Here is an 18,143-nt window from a genome sequence, read left to right on the forward strand (position 1 = left end):
ATTAATTTATCGGCTGTGTTGGGATAGATGGGCTCAACGAATCGGATTCCGACGGAATATCAGGCGATTCATACTTTACGATTTTGCATGTAACCTTGGTTCCCCGGTCGCTGTCGGGTGCGGTCTGCATCGGCGATGAATTCGGTGCCACATTGTTAAAGTACACCTTCTCTGACTTATAAATCTTTCCATTGTCTTTGATGTAGTTTACCTGAACCAATACGTAGGTAAACGTCAGACGGGTCGGATTTTCCAACTGAAGCTGTACGTTTTTAATTCCACCGAACAGGCCGGTCTTGTAATAAGGCACTTTTACCGTGACACTTTTAGCCGCCAGCAGGGCTTCCTGCCGCCGTACTTCCCGGCGTTGTGCTTCCTCGGCTTCCCGCTGAATTCGTTCCGCTAGCGTGTCCGGCTGCGCATCGTCGGTTGCCGAATCCCCAGCCATTTGTTGATTCCCACTGGAAGAACCCGCGCTGGTTTCAAAAGGTGGTTTCGTGGAGGGGCGCTTTGTGGTAATGTAATACACGCCCCCCAGCATAAGCAATACGAAAACAGCAAAGGCAAAAATTTGCAGACCACCAATGCTTTTTCGGGAAGCCGTCTCCTGAGTTGACACTGGGTTCACTGACGGTATAACGGCTGATGGCTGCGTCCGGGTGGTTACCAGTGGCGCCGTGGCCGTAACCGCTTTCTGCTCAATCCGATTCGTTCGATTTGCCTGTAAGTAAGCAAGTTCGGTTTGTTTGAGCAGCCAGGTCAGTTCGTCGGGATCACTCAACCGATCAGCGGCTTTCTTCGTTAAGAGCCGTTCCAGCAAGTCGGTGAATGGGCTAAGTGATTGGCCGCTGGTCGAAACTGTCAACGCGGGCGGAGCTTCTGAGAGCACCTTATTCATAAACGTAACGATACCCGACTGGTCACCCATGGCAAAGGGCACCTTCCCGGTCAGACATTCGTACAGCACGACACCCAGCGAATAATAATCCGTGGCTGGCCCTACGCCTTTCGGATCATTAAACTGCTCAGGCGATGCATATTCGTAGGTCATCAATGATTGTCCCGTTAGCGTGTTCGACTGTTCATGCAGGCGAGCAACCCCAAAATCAGTCAACAAAAAATGTAGTTCGCCACTAGGCAGCGGCCGGTACAGAATATTATCGGGTTTGATATCGCGGTGAACAATGCCCTGCGCGTGAATCACCCGGAGCGCGCTGGCCATTTGCAATCCCAGCCGAATGGTCGTCGGTACGTCAAGATGACCTTGCTCTTTGATGAGGTCGCACACACTGCCGCCCTCGATCAATTCCATGACGATATAGGGTAGGTCCGCTTCCAGTTGCACCTCCCGAACCTTAACAATATTGGGGTGTGTAATGCTGGTCATAATCTGCGACTCCCGCTGAAACCGACGGAGCGTTTCGGCATCGGTATTCAGGGCGAAGTGCTTGATCGCCACCAGATCGCCCGTGTCCAGATGGCGTGCCTTGAGGATGCGGGCGTTGCTACGGCCTAACTCACTCAGCACTTCGTAACCGGGAAACTGGGTGTTGAATCGAACGGTAGACATCAGGGACGTAGTGGTTTAGTCGGAACAGGTTGTTTTTGAACCGCAATGGCAATGACTGTATTCAGGCACGTATCCTGCCGAATAGCCGCCCGAACGGGAAGACCTACCTGGTTAAAATACACCTTGTTCAGTTGGAGACGGGCCTCACCGGTGGTTTCGATGCCGGTTTTAAATCCACGAATAACCAGATTCGTCAGACTAACAGCTCCCCGGCGGTCCACCCGTAGCGCTACCGTAGCGTTACCGGTATCACGGGGCACAATAACCGTCAGGCGATTGCCGCCAAGGATGGCAAGTAACGAATCTGTCAGCAAAAGGGGTTGGTCGATACGGAGTGTATCGTCGGATAAAACCAGCCGATGGTCGGGGCTTCGGTGAGCAACCTGTACCAGCGAATCCAAATGAGAATTTAGCTTATCCGGTATCGACAAGTCAACGGTATCGGCCTGACCAGTCTCGGTGTGGAGACTATCGCTTGCCAATCGGGGTTCACCGGATGGCCATGATTGATACCACACAACTCCAGCAACTACACCCACCAAAAGGACGATCAGAAAAATCCACGGACCCGTTGAGGATAGTTTTTTGGGAGTTGGCACCGTGGGGGCGCTGGCGGAACCAGCTGGTGGAGACGTAGCAACGGCCGGTTGCTGCGTACGGTTATCAGGCAATAAAGCCGTGCTTTCCAAAGACGCAGTTTCGGTCAACTGGTTCGTGTTCTGGGCTAATACAACGGTAATATTGTCTTTCCCTCCCTGATCATTGGCCACCCGGATCAACTCAGCGGTCTGTTCTTCCAGCGCAATGGGTCGTTTTAACACAGCCTTGATCTGGGCTTTTGTAATCATATCTGTCAGGCCGTCACTGCATAACAGCAGTTGATCACCGGGCAGAAAGTCGGTCTCTCCCGACTCCAGAAAATCAGGATCATCGACCCGGTGTTCTGTCGAGCCAACTTCGCGCAGAATCTCGTTCCGGCGTGGGTGACGCATGGCTTCGGCTTCGGACAGTTCATTGGCATCTTCCCGAACACCCACCATCGAATGATCCTGCGTCAGCTTGGCAAGTTCGCCTGCCCGGAAACGGTACAGGCGTGTATCGCCAACATGAACGTAGTATAATCTATGCTTGATACTATCGACGAGGGCCGCCGTTAATACGCAACACATCTGCCCCAGACGAGGGTCCTGCTGGCGTTGTTCATTGATCTGATTATTGGCAAACACAACCGCTTCCCGTAACATCGACAGCGGATTGCCGTTGGGCGTTGCCATGTAGCGTTCGATCGACTCCTTCGCAATGGCCGCAGCTTTGTCGCCCCCGGCATACCCACCAACCCCGTCAATGACCACCAGCAACGCGCTGGTATCGGCCCAGATCGTTGTACAAATAAACGTGTCTTGGTTGTCTTCGCGACGTTTGCCTACATCGGTCTGACCAGCGATTAGTAATGAACTCATTCTTATTTAGTTTACGGTATTTGGTTTACGGTATTCAGTTTATGGTGAGCTAACGCGACGGACCGCCAAAAACCATAGACCGAACCCTGTAAACCGATACTCAGCGGGGTAAATCCTGAAAATGCCTGATCACTAAAAAGGCAACAAACAGAAACAATAAAAAGACAAGCAGAAAGTCGATCACGGTGCTACGAATTGCTTTGAAAAGTAAGCGTAACCATGCTGTTCAGTAAAATCTGGGACTTCCCCGGCAAGTCAAACCACTGGGGACTAGCGGGTTCACTACGTGGAATCAGTTTTTCGTTCACGCGGGTTTCATTCCGGCTGAATGAAGCGATCTGAAAGGATTGCGTTGCGTCATCATACCGAATTCGGGCGTGGGGATTCGATACGTAGGCCGATTCGAGCAGCAGGTAGTTCGGAAAATGCTGATTGTCGGGCTCTTTCCTGGCTACTACAATTTCCCGGTCACGCATCAGGTACGCGGCTTCTTTGTTCTGTTCAGCCAGGTAGAAGCTAATCTGTGCCAGGCCCGCATCAAGGCTACGCGGTAACGTAGCAGGTGCCACTTTGGTAACCCCCGCAGCCGGTACTCGGGCGGGCGTGTTCTCGAAATTAAATTTTACAACAAAAGCGCCTGGTTCGCGGAAATCGATGTGTTGAAAGGTGCTGAGGTCAACGTCAACTTTCTCATATCGGTTGGTTAGCTTAACCCGACGCGTTACGTTCACTTTCTCCGATGGCGAGTTAGCCGCTACGTTACCGGGCAAAATTCCGGTCAGTGCCCCCACTACTTTCACATCGGTGGGCGTGACTGGTTCGCCCGCGAACTCCCGCCCTGCCCCAAATTTAAAAAACCAGCTCGATGCAACTGGCGATACGCGCCCGTACGCTTCCTTATGCGCGTCGATCACCGCTTTAAACGCCTGAACGGCTTCGTTGACCACAACCGGAAACGCGTTCTGCCGATCTTCGTAGGTGTCGGGATGCAGGATAATCAGAAAATGAGCGTTGAACAACAGGCTCGTCCCGACTGACTCCCTGCTGATGGAATCCTCGAAACTGGCAACGAGTTCGTCCAGCATGCGTTTGTTGGTGACGGCAGGAACCGTATTGGTTTCGGTCTGGCTGGCTGGTATGATCAGGTTACTCAATTTACCGAACCAACCACCGGGCTGATTTGCCATGTATTGACTATTTAGGGAGGTTTTACCTCCTTAAACGTCATTTCACCTACTTTCTTCCCTAAATAGCCCGCTATTTTATTTTTTGGCGGTTCGGATCGCTCGTTTTATCTGCAGACAACTCAGGATGGAACGTAACAGAGGTACTACGTGTCGTGTCCTGAATCAGCGCTTCCAGCTTATCAAGTCGGGCCTGGTTCGCCTGCTCTTTTTCTTTTACCGCAGCCAGTTCTGCTTTTAATTGGTTCACTTCGGCGTTAAGATCTTTTACCGCCTGTACCAACGGAATGACAAACAATGTGTAGCCTACGGTATAATATTTCCCCCCTTCTTCCCGGCGGACACCTTCAAAATCATAGCCTACTGCCTGAGCGGCCGCTTCGACATCCTGCGCCAGAAAACCACTGTGGAGCACTTTATCTTCGCTGATGTTTATCAATGGATAGCCTACAAGCTGAGCTTCCTTAGTTTTATTTACATGATACGTAACGGGGGTAAGCCGGGTGATAAAACCCAGTCCAGGGACATCAGCTTTAATATCTTCCTTGATGCGCTTGTCAGAAAGAGCCGAGATCGATTGCACATTGCAACGTAATGAAGTGATGGTATTGTCACCAAGCACAATTGTATTGCTTGTACTCACAACAGCATTGGCGCCGATAGCTGTCGAATTGGTTAAGTTTGGACTAGCGGCACTAGGTCCTGCATCAAATCCTAAAGCTGTATTACGTGATCCAGTCGTATTGTATCGTAAGGCAACAAGTCCAGATGCGGTATTATTACTCCCACTGGTGTTGTTTAACAAAGAAGCATTTCCCAGCGCCGTATTATCATGTCCATCAATGTTGGCACCTAAGGCATTTTCACCTACGCCTACATTAGAATAGCCTGTCGTATTTACCAGCGTAGAGTTATGCCCAATAGCAATATTACTATAGCCCGAAACATTCTTCTGTAAAGCCCCAGCACCAGCAGCCGTGTTATAGTAGCCAGTAGTGTTGGCACTTAGAGAATTAGCGCCCAGTGCTGTATTATCGTGCCCATCAACATTAACAATTAAAGCGTCTTCTCCCAACCCTACATTAGAATAGCCTGTTGTATTTGCCGCCACGGCATTATGCCCCACGGCCGTATTACCAAAACCCAGCGTGTTTTTTTGTAAAGCACCGGCCCCGGCAGCCGTATTGAAATTACCTGTTGTATTGGCATTTAAGGTGTTCGTTCCCAATGCCGTATTATCATGTCCGCTCGTGTTCTCCTGCAGGGCGACAGAGCCTATAGCAGTATTCCCGGAGCCATCAATGTTCTTGAACAAGGCCTTATAACCCGAAGCTACATTGAACTGACCCGTGGTATTGGCCAGCAAAGCTACGGTGCCCATCGCGGTATTGAACGAACCCGTAGCGTTACTGTTCAACGCCTGAAAGCCTACCGCTGTGTTGAAATTACTAGTTGTGCTGCCAGCCAGGGCGAAGGTGCCAATGGCTGTATTTCCCTGACCCGTTGCCGCGGGATTTAACGCTAAATAGCCCAGGCCAATATTATAAAGTGTAGGATCGATCCAACCCGCATTTTGATTATTTACTTTGAAACGAAGAGGAGCATTGTCGGTTGTACCCAGGAAATTAGCGCTCGTTGTGCCTGCATTACCCGTCAGGCTCCACCCAGAATTGCCGCCACTACTACTGGCCCCGCCCGCCGTCCAGATGGGAGCAGCAGGCGTTCCAGTGTTTACTTCAATCTGATTCGTGCTGGTATTAAAAATGAGTAAACCCTTAACTGGATTCTGAATCTGACCACGCTGAGTGGTCGTTACCGATGGGACTAATAACCCTCGGAAGGGACTACCCGAAGCATACGGCCCTGATGATACATCGAGTGAGACAGACCCATCTATTGATCCAGCGGATGGCCCTATACGAACCTGAGCCTCTAGGTTGCTCGCAGTTACTATCAATAAAAGTAGTAGAGCAAGTTTCTTTCCATTCAAAATTGACTGTTCCATAGTATAAAATAAGTAAGGCATCTATTATCAAAAAAGTAAAAATATATACCCATATATCACAGAAAGTAACTAAATGTTTAAGGAATAAAAAGATAGTTGAACCATATTTTCCAAAAACAAATACAAGTAGATTAGCTATGTTTGGTGGAGACTGGAGTTGATCTCACACTTCCAACAGCCAAGTATTCCCTGGCTCAGGCGAGTTGTTTTTCACCCACTTTGTGACAAAATATATAATTTCCGTCACTACTTAACGTAGCACAAGTAAAACCTGCCATTGTAGATTCCGACAAAACATGACTGTGCTTATGTGACTTAGTTAATGAAACCAGCCAAAGAATTTCTACAGCGGTACCCGCTGCCTGCCCACTTTAAGCCCGATGATCTTGACTTACTGGCAGCCTTCATGGAGACGTATAGTACGTACTGTTGTCTGAATGCTGTCCACGAAACGTATTATAGATTGATTGGCCGGATCGATGCCAAATGGGACAAACGCCTGAGAAAAAAGGCAAACCGTCTTCAGGAAATGATACGTCAGTACGAAAAATAAGAAGGCGTTCGGCGTTGAAGCCAGCATCGGATCAATTGATCATTAACGGGTCCTTTCCTGATTCATCAGCCAGTTTCGGACTTGATTCAGCATCAAAGCGGCCGATCGTCGCGACGCATCAACATCACTCTGTAATTGCTTAAGCTGGGCGGACACGGCACCCGGTAGATTGAGGAAAACACTATACTCATTAATGTGCTGTGGACCAGTCGGTAACGATTGGTTGGCAAAAAAATTAACTAATTCCTGATGTTCCTTACTCAATTGCATGCGGCAAAAATAAGGAATAGTTAGTTTAGGGCTATGATATAGTTGTACGATAAAGTACCTATATTGTCTGATGAAACAGGCATCAACAAAATAAGCTGGCAGCGTATCAGCAACGTAGCAAGTAAGGCGGTGGAGTACGTAACCCGTAAAATCATTCACATTGACATGGATGCTTTCTATGCATCGGTCGAGCAACGGGACAATCCTGACCTTCGGGGTAAGCCCGTAGCCGTGGGGGGTTCCCGCCAGCGCGGAGTCGTAGCAGCCGCCAGCTACGAAGCCCGCCAGTATGGGGTACGCTCCGCCATGGCGTCCTCCATCGCCATCCGCAAATGTCCTGATCTCATCTTTGTCAAACCGCGTTTTGATGTTTACAAAACCGTTTCCCAGCAGATACGGGCTATTTTCGCTCAGTATACCCCGCTGATTGAACCCCTCTCACTGGACGAAGCTTACCTGGACGTAACGGAGAACCTCACCAACAACCCTTCGGCTACGTTACTGGCCAAGGCTATCAAAGACCAGATTAAACAGGAAACCTACCTGACGGCATCGGCGGGAGTTTCCTATAACAAATTCCTGGCGAAACTGGCGTCTGACTATAATAAACCAGACGGCTTGTATGTCATTAAACCGCAGCACGGACTAGCCTTTGTCGAATCCTTAAAAGTAGAGCAATTTCACGGAGTTGGCCGGGTAACGGCAGCCCGGATGAATGAGCTTGGCATCTTTACGGGCCTGGACCTTCGCCAGCAGACCGAAGCGTTTTTAACGCAACAGTTCGGCAAAGTTGGCAAACATTACTATTCCATTGCTCGCGCTGTTGATCTACGGCCCGTGACGCCAAATCGAGTTCGCAAATCAGTTGGTTCAGAAACCACCTTTGAAGAGGATTTAACAGACTACCCTCTTTTGGCGTCGTCCCTGGGTCCGCTCATTGACAGTGTGTGGAGCTACTGTGAACGTACCGGCATTTTGGGCAGAACCGTCACCCTGAAAGTTAAATATGCCGACTTCAGCCAGATCACCCGCAGCCGTAGTTCACTGAGTTCCGTTAGTGACAAACCTACGTTAACGCGCCTTGTACTTGACCTGCTCCAGTCAATCCTGCCGCTCGCTCAGGGCATCCGGTTATTGGGGGTTTCGCTCTCCAGTCTCCAGGAAAGCAACGGGCCTGTCACCGGGCAATTGACATTAGATATATGAGCTATCTCCGTGTGATTTACTGGCTGCCGAGGCATAAAGAACACAAAGAAGCTATACACTAAAAGTCCTTTAATGGGCTGTATTTTGGGGGCTTCGGTCGACAATAATTTCGCACGTCTACAAACGTAACACATTGACGCACTAATTAACTGTAAGCTATTAATTATCAAACTGGTAATTTATCGTTTAACCTCAATTTAAGGGTTAAAAATTTGGCAAAAAAGACATCAGATTTGACTAAAAAAGGTTATTTTTTTGTTCTTATAGTAGAACGTAAACAACAGAAAAGTCGACAAATGGAGTCAACATATCTTGCCAATAAATTATCCCCCTCCCCGGACGCGAATCGCTCAGTTCGTCGCAAAACAAATGGGGCCGCAACGGCCGCTTTGCTGATTCAAATGGCTACGGAGTTCCTGACCGCTTCGCCGACCATGCGCCAGCGGGCCAACATTACACTCATGGATTTGGCGGCTGCCGATAAAGTGCGAAAGAGTCTGCTAAAAACGCCCGTAAAATCGTAATTCGTAGTGCTGTATACAAAAAGACCGGTCCATTTCGGCCGGTCTTTTTGTATCCTAATTTGCGTTGCTTTCTGCGGGCAAATAGACGTCGAACGTAGCACCGGCACCGGGTTTACTGGTAGCGGTAATGGCACCTCCATGATTCGTTACTACTTTCTCGCAGATGGCCAGGCCAATACCTGTCCCAGCGTATACATTTTTGCCATGTAGTCGCTGGAAAACCTGAAAAATGCGGTCCAGATATTTCTCATCAAAGCCAATCCCATTGTCCGATACGCGAATGCGATGATACGTTCTGGCCGCGCGTGCCGGTTTCACCGATATTGGTAGATCTTTGGCAGCCAAAACCTTTGCCTCTATCCGAATGGTTGGACTTACGTTGGGTTGACGAAATTTCAACGCGTTGCTGAGCAGATTTTGAAAGAGCTGACCCAACTGTAAAGGATCGCCCTGGACTATCGGCAACGGTTCAATAATAACCAGTGCACCCGTCTCCTGAATCACTAGGTCTAAATCGTTAACGACGCCCTGAACTATCGCTTTTAGCTGCACCGATTCGCTGGTATCCCGTTGGGTAGAAATGCGGGAGAAACTCAGCAGATCCTTGATAAGAGTCGACATTCGGCCAGCGGCTACCTGCATACGCTCCAGATAACCAACCCCTTCACCCAATTGAGCCGCGTACTGATTTTTCAACAGATCACCGAATTGCTGCACCTTACGTAGTGGTTCCTGCAAATCATGACTGGCAATGTAGGCAAACCGCTCCAGGTTCTCATTAGACCGGATCAGGAGTTGATTGGCTTCCTCAAACTCTTCATTCGTGGCGGCTAATTCTTCATTCGTTGTGGCCAGTTCCTCATTCGTGGCGGCTAACTCCTCATTGGTGGCTTCCAGTTCTTCGGTACGCTCCTGCACCTGCTGTTCCAGGGAAAGTTGAACCTGCCGTTGCTCCGTAACATCCTGAGCCATTCCGCTCAGTGACAAGGGTCTTCCGTCAGCATCGTAGAATACCTGTGCCTGTGCATGAATGATACGTATCTGTCCCGTCAGTCGATTGATAATTGGATGCTCATTTTCGTAAAATCCAGTCGATCCCGGTTTGACTGCGTCGGCAATAGCCTCAGCAACAGATTGTCGGTAGTCATCTGGCAGCGGATTATAGTCTTCATCTAAACTCCTGGTGGCCTTCGAGAAACCGAGCCAGTGCATAAACCGCTCCGAATAGGTAAACGTGCCGGTTTGAATGTCCATACTCCAGGTCGCCAGTTCGGCCAGTTCAATAGCCCCCCGAAGCACCATTTCGGTCTTTTCCACCTGCTGCTTGGCCACCATCAAATCCGTTACTTCGCCCGCCGTGTTCATCACGCCATACACCTGCCCTTCGGCATTGAAAAGTGGCGTAAAACTGTAGTTGAAGTAATAAGGTTGAAGTTTTCCATCCACAACAATATCTACGCGCTGGTTCTTTGCGTGAAAGGGAATACCCGTGTTGTAGACGCGCGCTATCTGTTCATAAATTTCCTGATTTGCCAGCTCCGGAAGTATCTCTGGATAGCGCTTACCCACTACGTCATTGCCTTTGCCCCATACGTCCATAATAGTCTGGTTGGCGAACTGGATGCGCATGTCGCGACCGACGTAAACACCAATGGGGAAGGGAGCACTTTCAATCAGGCTACGTAAGCTTTGCTCGCTTTCGAGCATGGCTTCTATATTTTTTTTTCCCTCTGTTATATCCTGAAGCGTACCATTGAATCGATACGCTGCCTGTTCATCCGTAAACCAGGCTTTTCCTTTAGCTCGTACTATTCGGGCCTGTTTGGTTACCGGATTAACGAGTGTGTACTCAATATCAAATCGACCACCCGACTCGTACTGTAACGCTCGTTCGATAGCGTCGATAACCCGTTGCCTGTCTTCGTCAACAATGATATCGGTGGCAAGCGTAAGCGATATTTCCTCTTCGGGCGACACGCCAAACCACTCTTTTAATCGGAGATTCGCCGTGAACTTATTTGTCGCCGGATTTAAATCCCACGTGCCTAATTCAGCCGCATCAATGGCAAACTCTACCTGTTCTTTGCTCTCTTCCAGCTTTTTTCGAGCGATAACCTGCTCGGTCACATCGATAGCCATGGCTAAAACAGCGTCGACTTCACCAGCCGGATTGCGCAGGGGTTTATACGTAAAATCAAAGTAGTACGTGCCCAATTGACCGTTTATCGCCAATTCGGCCGGAGCACCCTTCGACTCATACGTCCTGCCTGTCGCAAACACCTCGTCCAATAACCGCTCGAAAGGTTGACCTTTTAGCTCCGGTATGGCTTCCTCGTGAGGCTTTCCAATCACCGACCGGTCTTTGCCCCAGTAGCTAAGCATAACGTCATTCGCCACGTCTATAATCCTTTCCTGACCTACCAGCAGGCAAGTAGCTACCGGAGCTTCTTCAATTAGACTTCGAAATCGCTGTTCACTGGATTCCATTTGCTGCCGGGACACAACGTCGTGCGTGATGTCCCGAAAGCTTAACACGACGCCATCATCAAGTTTAACAGCGGTGGTTGAGTACCAGTTGTTCAGGCCTTCTCCGGCATACAGGAACTCCATTCGCCGGGTTTGGCCCGTCTCGACAACGTCTTTTAAACTGTCAAACAAACCCACCTGCTTAAACCCCGAATGGGCTACTGAATAACGCTGTCCCACCAGATCAGTCCGGTTATTGGCCTCTTCGGTGACTCGGTTCACCAACTGGTATTCAAAATCCACTATGTAGCCCCGATCATCCCGAATGCTTCTGAGGACACTGATGCCATCTGCCGAACTGTCAAAAATGGATTGCAGTAAATCAGCGGTTAGTGGGCGCTGCTGTTCGGTCGTTTTTAAGGCGGTAACATCCTGAGCAACACCGGCAAGCCGGTACACCTGGTTTGTTTCATTGGCATAACTGCGGCCCATAAGCCGAACCCAGTGTAGCACGTCATCAGCCGCGCCAATTGTGCGAAATTCAACGTTAAACTGCCCTCCAGACGCTGGATTCAGCGCCCATTTTACGGCCTGGTCTACCCGACTGCGGTCTTCCTGGTGAATATAACGTAGCGCCTGTTCATAGAGGGGAAATGGAGAATTGGCCGCCAGTCCGAACAGGTTCCGGCACCTATCGTCCCAGTTAATCAGGTTGGTGGTCAGGTCAAGTTCCCAGACGCCAAGCCGAGCTGCTTGTAACGCAAAATCTACATCTAAACGCTCATTAAGCGCCTTTCCCTGATTCAATGGCAAAGTAGAGCCAGTCATTGTTCACAATCATTAGCGTAGCAAGTTAACTGTTAAGACGCGCATCTGTTCAGCGTCCAGGGCGAGTAGGCTATCGTCGGGGTCGTTTTACACTCGTTTTCACAAAGAGGTCAACTATACCAACAGGACCCAATGCTCACGGCTTCTTATGTGGGCGACTACCATTAGAGCAAGCCGAACGATGTGGCTTTAACGCACTCAGTTTATTCGGTTAGTAGTAGCGGGCCGGTAGGCATGACGGGGACATACGTAGCGACGGCATAAGTCCTCAGCTAGTGCAATAGCCTTGACCCATAGCCAGGAGTTACTTTGCCAGAAAAGAATGAGGGCATACTGGAAAAACGGCTAGGGCCCTTACCTGTTTCGTAGAATTATCGGCAAGGCCCCTGACAAGAACCGCTTCTCAAACCTGCTACACTGCAAGAGGTAATCAATTTGGCCAGATCGGGCACGAACTGGCTCTGCCTACGCAGACAGCCTGTCTGTATCAGCCATGGCCATCGGCACACGAGCCTAACTCAGTCTACCGCTTCCCTTACTCATCAAGGACAATGGGTAAGTTTGTGAGCATCGTACGAAATAAAAAAATTAATCCAGGTTAAGCGGGCCAGCCGGAAAACGGGCGGAGTTAGCAAAAGAATTAAACTGATTAAAACACCCAGAAAATAGCTCAGATCCCAATCCAGTAACACCTCCATGATCACAAAGCAACTCACGATCAGGGCTGTATAATACGCATAACTCACGTAGAGAGCACCCGTATAATAGCCCGGCTCTCGCTCAAAACGTTCATCGCAGCAGCGACACTGGGGATTCATTTGATCAAATTTCTTAAGATTATAAGGATTATTGGTCAAAAAGAAGCTCCCCTTTTGACATCGGGGGCATTTATTGAAAAAAATGCTATATAGTTTGGTGCCTTTGCCCATGTTGTTGGTAACGAGTGGATACCCACAGCCGATTCGGATGACCTGGTTGCTCAAGAACGGCTCGTTGCCCTAACTACTGAATAGCCGGGCACTTTGTTTCGTGCAGGCCTTCATCAAACCAGTGGCAATCAAGTTTCCCTCATGCCATGTTCAGAGAGGATACTTGTTTGACCGGAAAGAATGCCAACCGATTTATAACCAGATACGCGGCTGATCGAAGCCTGCCTATTTTCAAATTCAACGCTGTGGGTATATATTACGATCCTGAATTATGGCTAAACAGTAGCCACCTACGGTCCTTTCGTTATGCTATTCAGTTTTACCGCGACACCCGATTTTGACTATATGACGTACTTTGCCCGTCACATACAGGCAACGGTACAAAACGGCCTGCTGATGATACCAGACCATCTAGGACAGGGGTATATCCGCAAGTTAGCCTTCGGGCCCGACTTTAAGATCACCATCCACCGGTACTTGCTCAAGGAAGATCTCATCGTTAATCGAAATTCATCCGACCAGGGAAATGACTTGATCACTGTCTTTTATTACAATAACGAACAGGCGCTTCAGATCGCTTACAATGAGAACACCCAGGTCCTGTTTTCGCAGCGCGATGAGTCGGCGATCCAGGTTACCTCCAACGATCTTAGCTCAACCTTACGATTTCCCGCCCATCAACAGATTCAGTACGTGGTGGTCGCCATAAAGCCGCTCCGTTTAACCGAATTATTAGGGCACAACGAGCCCAATTCGGTTCTCCAAACTATTACCGGCAGCGGTAACTCCTTTCTTTTTTTCGAACGGATGGAAGCCGAGACCAAGCTGCTGCTTAAAAACATGGCCGCCATGGACATGACCACGAATCTGAGCCACTTCTACATGCAGATCAAGGTGCAGGAACTGCTCTATCTGGTTTTTCATAAACTGTCTTTACGCGAAAGTGCTGCTCATCAGGCGATTAACAGCGCCGATGCTGAAAGGCTTTTGTATATACGAAATGAAATCATCAGCGACCTGAGCGTGCCACCGGTCATCCGTGAGCTCGCCCAGATCGCTGCGATGAGCGAAACCAAACTAAAACAGCTTTTTAAGCAAACATTTGGCAGCACCATCTACAATTATTACCAGCAGGCCCGCATGGAAGAAGCCGCCTTCCTATTAAAGCAGGGCAAGCATTCGGTGGGCGAAGTGGGCTACGAGCTGGGCTTTTCCAATCTGAGCCACTTTAGCCGGGTCTTTGAAAAGCAGTATGGCCTAAATCCAAAGCGATATTCGTACTCATAACGCCCTGTTTACCCCAGATAATCGGGAGGGAATACTTGCTGACCGTACTTTTGAGCGATAGCCTGTAGTTGGTGAATGGTTGCTTCATCAAAATGGGGCACCGGCAGAAACTGGCCAGGAGCAACCGGCTGGCCGATCTCCTCGAAGAACGTTTCCAACCCGGCCGGTACCACGGTGCAAAGCAAATGAGCCGTTTGCCCGGTATTATTTTTAAAGGCGTGCACCACGCCCCCTTTCGGAATGCTAATAAAAGATCCTTTAGTTGCCGTGTAATGGCCAAACTCGGATTTGACCTCGATTTCGCCGTCGATCACGTAAAAGGATTCTTCGAAATCCGCATGGGCGTGTGGTCCAGGGCCACCGCCGGACGGAATCAGCATATCAATCGTAGCGAAAGCTCCTCCAGTGGTCTCTCCGCTAATCAGGATTCGGTAGGTGTCACCAACAACGGAAACGGTTTTACCCTCTTCAGGGCCAACTGTGAACGGTTTTTTGTGATTTTCCATAAGGTTTTGATTTAAAAACACCACAAATTTCAAGCGGCTCCGGGTTGGAAACTATTCCGATGGGACATAAAATCAGTCCAATCAGACAAACCAAATTACATAGTCGGCAGGCTTCTTTCAACGGAGACTAAGAGCACCAGACCGGCTATTTATCGGGATGGACCGGCCTTGTCGGATTCGACTATTTTTCCGGCTTTTTGCGCTATTTCCCCATCTTTAGCAGGCTCACCTTTGCTGTGTCGAAACTAAAACACACGGCCATGAAAAAATTAGTCCTGCCTTTTACCAAAGGTGCACTCCAATTGAAAAACCATGTTGTAATGGCTCCCATGACACGCAGCCGGGCCCAGAACAATTTACCCAATGCTTTGATGGCTACTTATTACAAGCAGCGTTCTGGAGCGGGCCTGATTGTTACCGAAGGAACTTCACCCAGTCCGGAAGGGTTGGGCTATCCCCGCATTCCGGGCATTTTTTCTGAGGCTCAGGTCGACGGCTGGCAGGCGGTCACCCGGGGCGTCCATGAGAGCGGTGCCAGGATATTCGTCCAGTTGATGCATACAGGCCGGATCGCTCATGTTGCTAATTTACCGGAAGGCTATCAGCCGGTAGGTCTCTCGGATCGTAGAGCGGCCGGAGAAATCTATACCGACACGGCTGGCTTGCAGGCCTATTCCGCACCGGTACCCCTTGATGATCAAGGGATAACGAATGTGATTAATAACTTCGTAAAAGCCGCCAAGAACGCAGTTAGGGCCGGTTTTGACGGGGTGGAACTGCACGGTGCCAACGGGTATCTGTTGGAGCAATCGTTAAACCCCCATGTCAATACCCGTACGGACAACTATGGCGGAAGCATTGAAAACCGCAGCCGCTTAACCCTGGAGATCGCCGAAAAAATCGCCGATGCCATCGGCCCCGAGAAGGTTGGATTGCGTATATCGCCCTACTCTACGCTAAGCGATATGCCCGCCTACGAGGAAGCCGACGTACACCAAACCTATGTGTACCTGAGTGAAGAATTGAATCGCCTGGGCATCACCTATCTTCACATTTCCGACAACCCGTCGATACCTCAGAAAACGCATCAGGCGATCCGCAGCGCTTTTTCCAATACGCTTATTTACTGCAACGGACTAACACCGGAAACTGCTGAAGCCAAATTACAGGCCGGAACGGCCGATCTGGTGGCCTTTGCCCGAAGCTTCCTGGCTAACCCTGACTTCATGAACCGGATCGAAAAAAACGCCCCCCTTAATAAGGTGGATTACACAACCTTATATACACCTGGTATGCAGGGATATACCGACTACCCAGTATGGGATGGATTGCCCCAGCTTGTCTAGCCCGGCAGTAGACCCAGTACCTTTTTAATGACTGGGCATTTTAATTAACTTAAAACCTCAACCATCATGAGAAAAGTAATGTATAACCAGTTCGGGGATGAAAGCGTGCTGGAGGTGACCGAGCAAGCCGTGCCCCCTATCCAGAATGATCAACTGCTGATCCGGGTAAAAGCGGCTTCGATTAATCCCCTGGATTGGAAGGTGTACGGGGGCGACATGAAGTTGATGTCGGGCTCTTCATTCCCAAAATCGGTGGGCATCGATTTTTCGGGAATTGTTGAACAAACTGGCAGCGCCGTTACCCGCTTTAGGGCGGGGGATGCAGTTATTGGGGTACTGGATGTGTTTAAAGGAGGAGCCCTGGCCGATTACGTGGTCGTCAACCCGACCGATATTGCCCTAAAACCCACCAATATTTCCTTTGAGCAGGCAGCCGCCTTACCCCTAACCGGGCTATCAGCCCTACAGATTATGGATCAACTGGCAGCCGTTAGCCCTAATCAGGACGTATTGATCAACGGGGCCACCGGTGGAATTGGCCTGTTTGCCGTACAAATGGCTAAAAAACGCGGTGCCAAAATAACCGCCGTAGTTAGTACGAAAGGCGTTGCCCAGGCCATACAATGGGGTGCGGATACCGTAGTCGACTACAAGAAGCAGGATATCAAGCTGCTGGCTCAACGATTCGACGCGGTGATTGACCTCACCACCAAACTTCCTTTTCATGAGGCCAAAAGCCTTATGAAACCCAAATCCGTCTTTGTCAGTACGCTTCCTTCCCCGTTGGCGCTTATTGGCTCATTTCTCAACAATATCTTTTCCAACCAAAAACATAAGATTCTGATCGTCAAACCGACGGCTGAAGGCCTCAATACGTTAACGAAGTTAGCGGAAGCTGACTTGCAGATCGTGCTGGCTAAAACGTATCCCTTTACGAATGTCCGGGAAGCCTACCGGGAAGCCCGTGGGGGTAAACTGATCGGAAAGTCGGTGATTGTTCTGGATTGACGGTAAGGGATCAGCAACGTGACTTTTCGTTCGTATCGTGCTTTTTTAACCAGACACGAATCGCTCCTTTTTTTTGTTGAGGTATTTGTTCTAACCACATAACCCGTCGTGCAGGAAACAAAAGGATTACTAGACCAGATCAAGCACCATGATAAAGTGCCCATCACGGTGAACCAAAATTGTGCCATCACGCTGCCAGATGGGGTCTGGCAGAAGCTGCTTCAACCCCACAGGTTAGCCTACTATTATTTTGTGTTTGTGGATCAGGGAGCGGAAACCTGTCAGGTAGACGGGCAAGACATGGCTATTTCCGATAGTCAAGTGGTTTTTGGTACGCCTAATCAAATCTTCGCTCATCCATTCCCCAATAAAGCTACGCAACAATATAAAATCGGATTTGATGAGAACACGCTGGCGCTGCTTCCACAAGCTTTCCCTTTCCTGGTCAATCCTTTTCGGGCAAATACAATCACGTTCGAGCCAGAGGCTAAGGAACGAGTAAAGGTGGTGTTGTCGATGTTATTTCAGCTACTCCATTCGTCTGGTAAGCCCAGGAAAGTAGCCATTATTTTAGCGCATCTAAACACGTTGCTGACCGAGTTTAACAGTGCTTACTTTGAGGACCGCCCTCAGCCTGCCTCCTCCAACCTTAAGTTGTCAAAATATGTCGCCTTTACACTGGCGGTGGAAACGCACCTGACCGAGCAGCATGACGTACATACCATTGCGGAAGAACTGGCGATGACTCCGAGTAGTCTTTATGGCCTGGTAAAGGAGTTTTCAGGCCTTTCGCCCAAAGAATGGATCACCAACCGACTGATTCAGGAAGCCCAGCGGAAATTGCATTATTCCCCTCTGTCGGTCAAGGAACTGGCTTATGAGCTGGGCTTTAACGACCCGGATTATTTTTCCCGCTTGTTTAAAAAGAGGACCGGCAAAAATATCAGTGACTTTGTCGCTGACCGGCATTATTTGTCCAGTAATTGAGCTGATTTGTCCAG

At 49.4% G+C, this 18,143-nt stretch carries 15 protein-coding genes; 7 read left to right on the forward strand and 8 right to left on the reverse strand.

The annotated features are described in order from the left end of the window. Position 1: 1 nt before the first annotated feature. From ACYVEA_RS21005 to ACYVEA_RS21020, 4 genes are all read right to left on the reverse strand, one after another. On the reverse strand, positions 2-1,570 hold the full coding sequence (locus ACYVEA_RS21005) for a serine/threonine protein kinase (RefSeq protein ID WP_461115397.1): 1,569 nt from the start codon (positions 1,568-1,570) through the stop codon (positions 2-4). Continuing rightward, positions 1,570-3,030, reverse strand: coding sequence for a PP2C family protein-serine/threonine phosphatase (locus ACYVEA_RS21010; RefSeq protein ID WP_461115398.1), 1,461 nt, complete (start codon positions 3,028-3,030; stop codon positions 1,570-1,572). The genes ACYVEA_RS21005 and ACYVEA_RS21010 overlap by 1 nt, the downstream gene beginning before the upstream one ends. A gap of 188 nt (positions 3,031-3,218) precedes the next feature. Next, on the reverse strand, positions 3,219-4,217 hold the full coding sequence (locus ACYVEA_RS21015) for an FHA domain-containing protein (protein ID WP_461115399.1): 999 nt from the start codon (positions 4,215-4,217) through the stop codon (positions 3,219-3,221). A gap of 70 nt (positions 4,218-4,287) precedes the next feature. Continuing rightward, the gene (locus ACYVEA_RS21020; RefSeq protein ID WP_461115400.1) at positions 4,288-6,219 is read right to left on the reverse strand and encodes a tail fiber domain-containing protein; all 1,932 of its coding nucleotides are present in this window, start codon (positions 6,217-6,219) and stop codon (positions 4,288-4,290) included. A gap of 322 nt (positions 6,220-6,541) precedes the next feature. Here ACYVEA_RS21020 and ACYVEA_RS21025 point away from each other — a divergent pair, with 322 nt between their 5' ends. Then, a complete protein-coding gene (locus ACYVEA_RS21025; protein WP_461115401.1) occupies positions 6,542-6,772 on the forward strand; it encodes a hypothetical protein in 231 nt (76 codons plus the stop codon). A gap of 42 nt (positions 6,773-6,814) precedes the next feature. Here ACYVEA_RS21025 and ACYVEA_RS21030 read toward each other — a convergent pair whose 3' ends face one another. Beyond that, on the reverse strand, positions 6,815-7,042 hold the full coding sequence (locus tag ACYVEA_RS21030; RefSeq protein WP_461115402.1) for a DUF6965 family protein: 228 nt from the start codon (positions 7,040-7,042) through the stop codon (positions 6,815-6,817). Between the two features lie 129 nt (positions 7,043-7,171). On the opposite strand from ACYVEA_RS21030, the gene dinB reads away from it, so the two are divergent. Together dinB and ACYVEA_RS21040 are read left to right on the forward strand one after the other, a co-directional pair. After that, positions 7,172-8,248, forward strand: a complete 1,077-nt coding sequence (gene dinB, locus ACYVEA_RS21035) for a DNA polymerase IV (RefSeq protein WP_461115449.1) — start codon at positions 7,172-7,174, stop codon at positions 8,246-8,248. Positions 8,249-8,544: 296 nt separating this feature from the next. Then, the gene (locus ACYVEA_RS21040) at positions 8,545-8,772 is read left to right on the forward strand and encodes a hypothetical protein (protein WP_461115403.1); all 228 of its coding nucleotides are present in this window, start codon (positions 8,545-8,547) and stop codon (positions 8,770-8,772) included. A gap of 54 nt (positions 8,773-8,826) precedes the next feature. Here ACYVEA_RS21040 and ACYVEA_RS21045 read toward each other — a convergent pair whose 3' ends face one another. Further along, the gene (locus ACYVEA_RS21045) at positions 8,827-12,066 is read right to left on the reverse strand and encodes a PAS domain-containing protein (RefSeq protein ID WP_461115404.1); all 3,240 of its coding nucleotides are present in this window, start codon (positions 12,064-12,066) and stop codon (positions 8,827-8,829) included. 542 nt (positions 12,067-12,608) lie between these two features. Next, a complete protein-coding gene (locus tag ACYVEA_RS21050) occupies positions 12,609-12,995 on the reverse strand; it encodes a DUF983 domain-containing protein (protein WP_461115450.1) in 387 nt (128 codons plus the stop codon). A gap of 306 nt (positions 12,996-13,301) precedes the next feature. Between ACYVEA_RS21050 and ACYVEA_RS21055 the strand changes: the two genes are divergently transcribed. After that, complete coding sequence (locus ACYVEA_RS21055; RefSeq protein WP_461115405.1) at positions 13,302-14,282, forward strand: helix-turn-helix transcriptional regulator; 981 nt, start codon at positions 13,302-13,304, stop codon at positions 14,280-14,282. Between the two features lie 8 nt (positions 14,283-14,290). On the opposite strand, the gene ACYVEA_RS21060 is transcribed toward ACYVEA_RS21055, so the two are convergent. Continuing rightward, positions 14,291-14,788 carry a cupin domain-containing protein gene (locus tag ACYVEA_RS21060; protein ID WP_461115406.1) on the reverse strand — a complete coding sequence of 166 codons (498 nt, stop codon included), beginning with the start codon at positions 14,786-14,788 and terminating at the stop codon, positions 14,291-14,293. A 260-nt stretch (positions 14,789-15,048) separates the two neighbouring features. On the opposite strand from ACYVEA_RS21060, the gene ACYVEA_RS21065 reads away from it, so the two are divergent. From ACYVEA_RS21065 to ACYVEA_RS21075, 3 genes are all read left to right on the forward strand, one after another. Beyond that, positions 15,049-16,134, forward strand: a complete 1,086-nt coding sequence (locus tag ACYVEA_RS21065) for an alkene reductase (protein WP_461115407.1) — start codon at positions 15,049-15,051, stop codon at positions 16,132-16,134. 66 nt (positions 16,135-16,200) lie between these two features. After that, positions 16,201-17,142 (forward strand): NAD(P)-dependent alcohol dehydrogenase, encoded by a 942-nt coding sequence (locus tag ACYVEA_RS21070; protein WP_461115408.1) that lies wholly within the window; start codon positions 16,201-16,203, stop codon positions 17,140-17,142. A gap of 108 nt (positions 17,143-17,250) precedes the next feature. After that, complete coding sequence (locus ACYVEA_RS21075) at positions 17,251-18,129, forward strand: helix-turn-helix domain-containing protein (protein ID WP_461115409.1); 879 nt, start codon at positions 17,251-17,253, stop codon at positions 18,127-18,129. Positions 18,130-18,143: the final 14 nt, after the last annotated feature.

This window comes from Spirosoma jeollabukense (assembly GCF_054777855.1).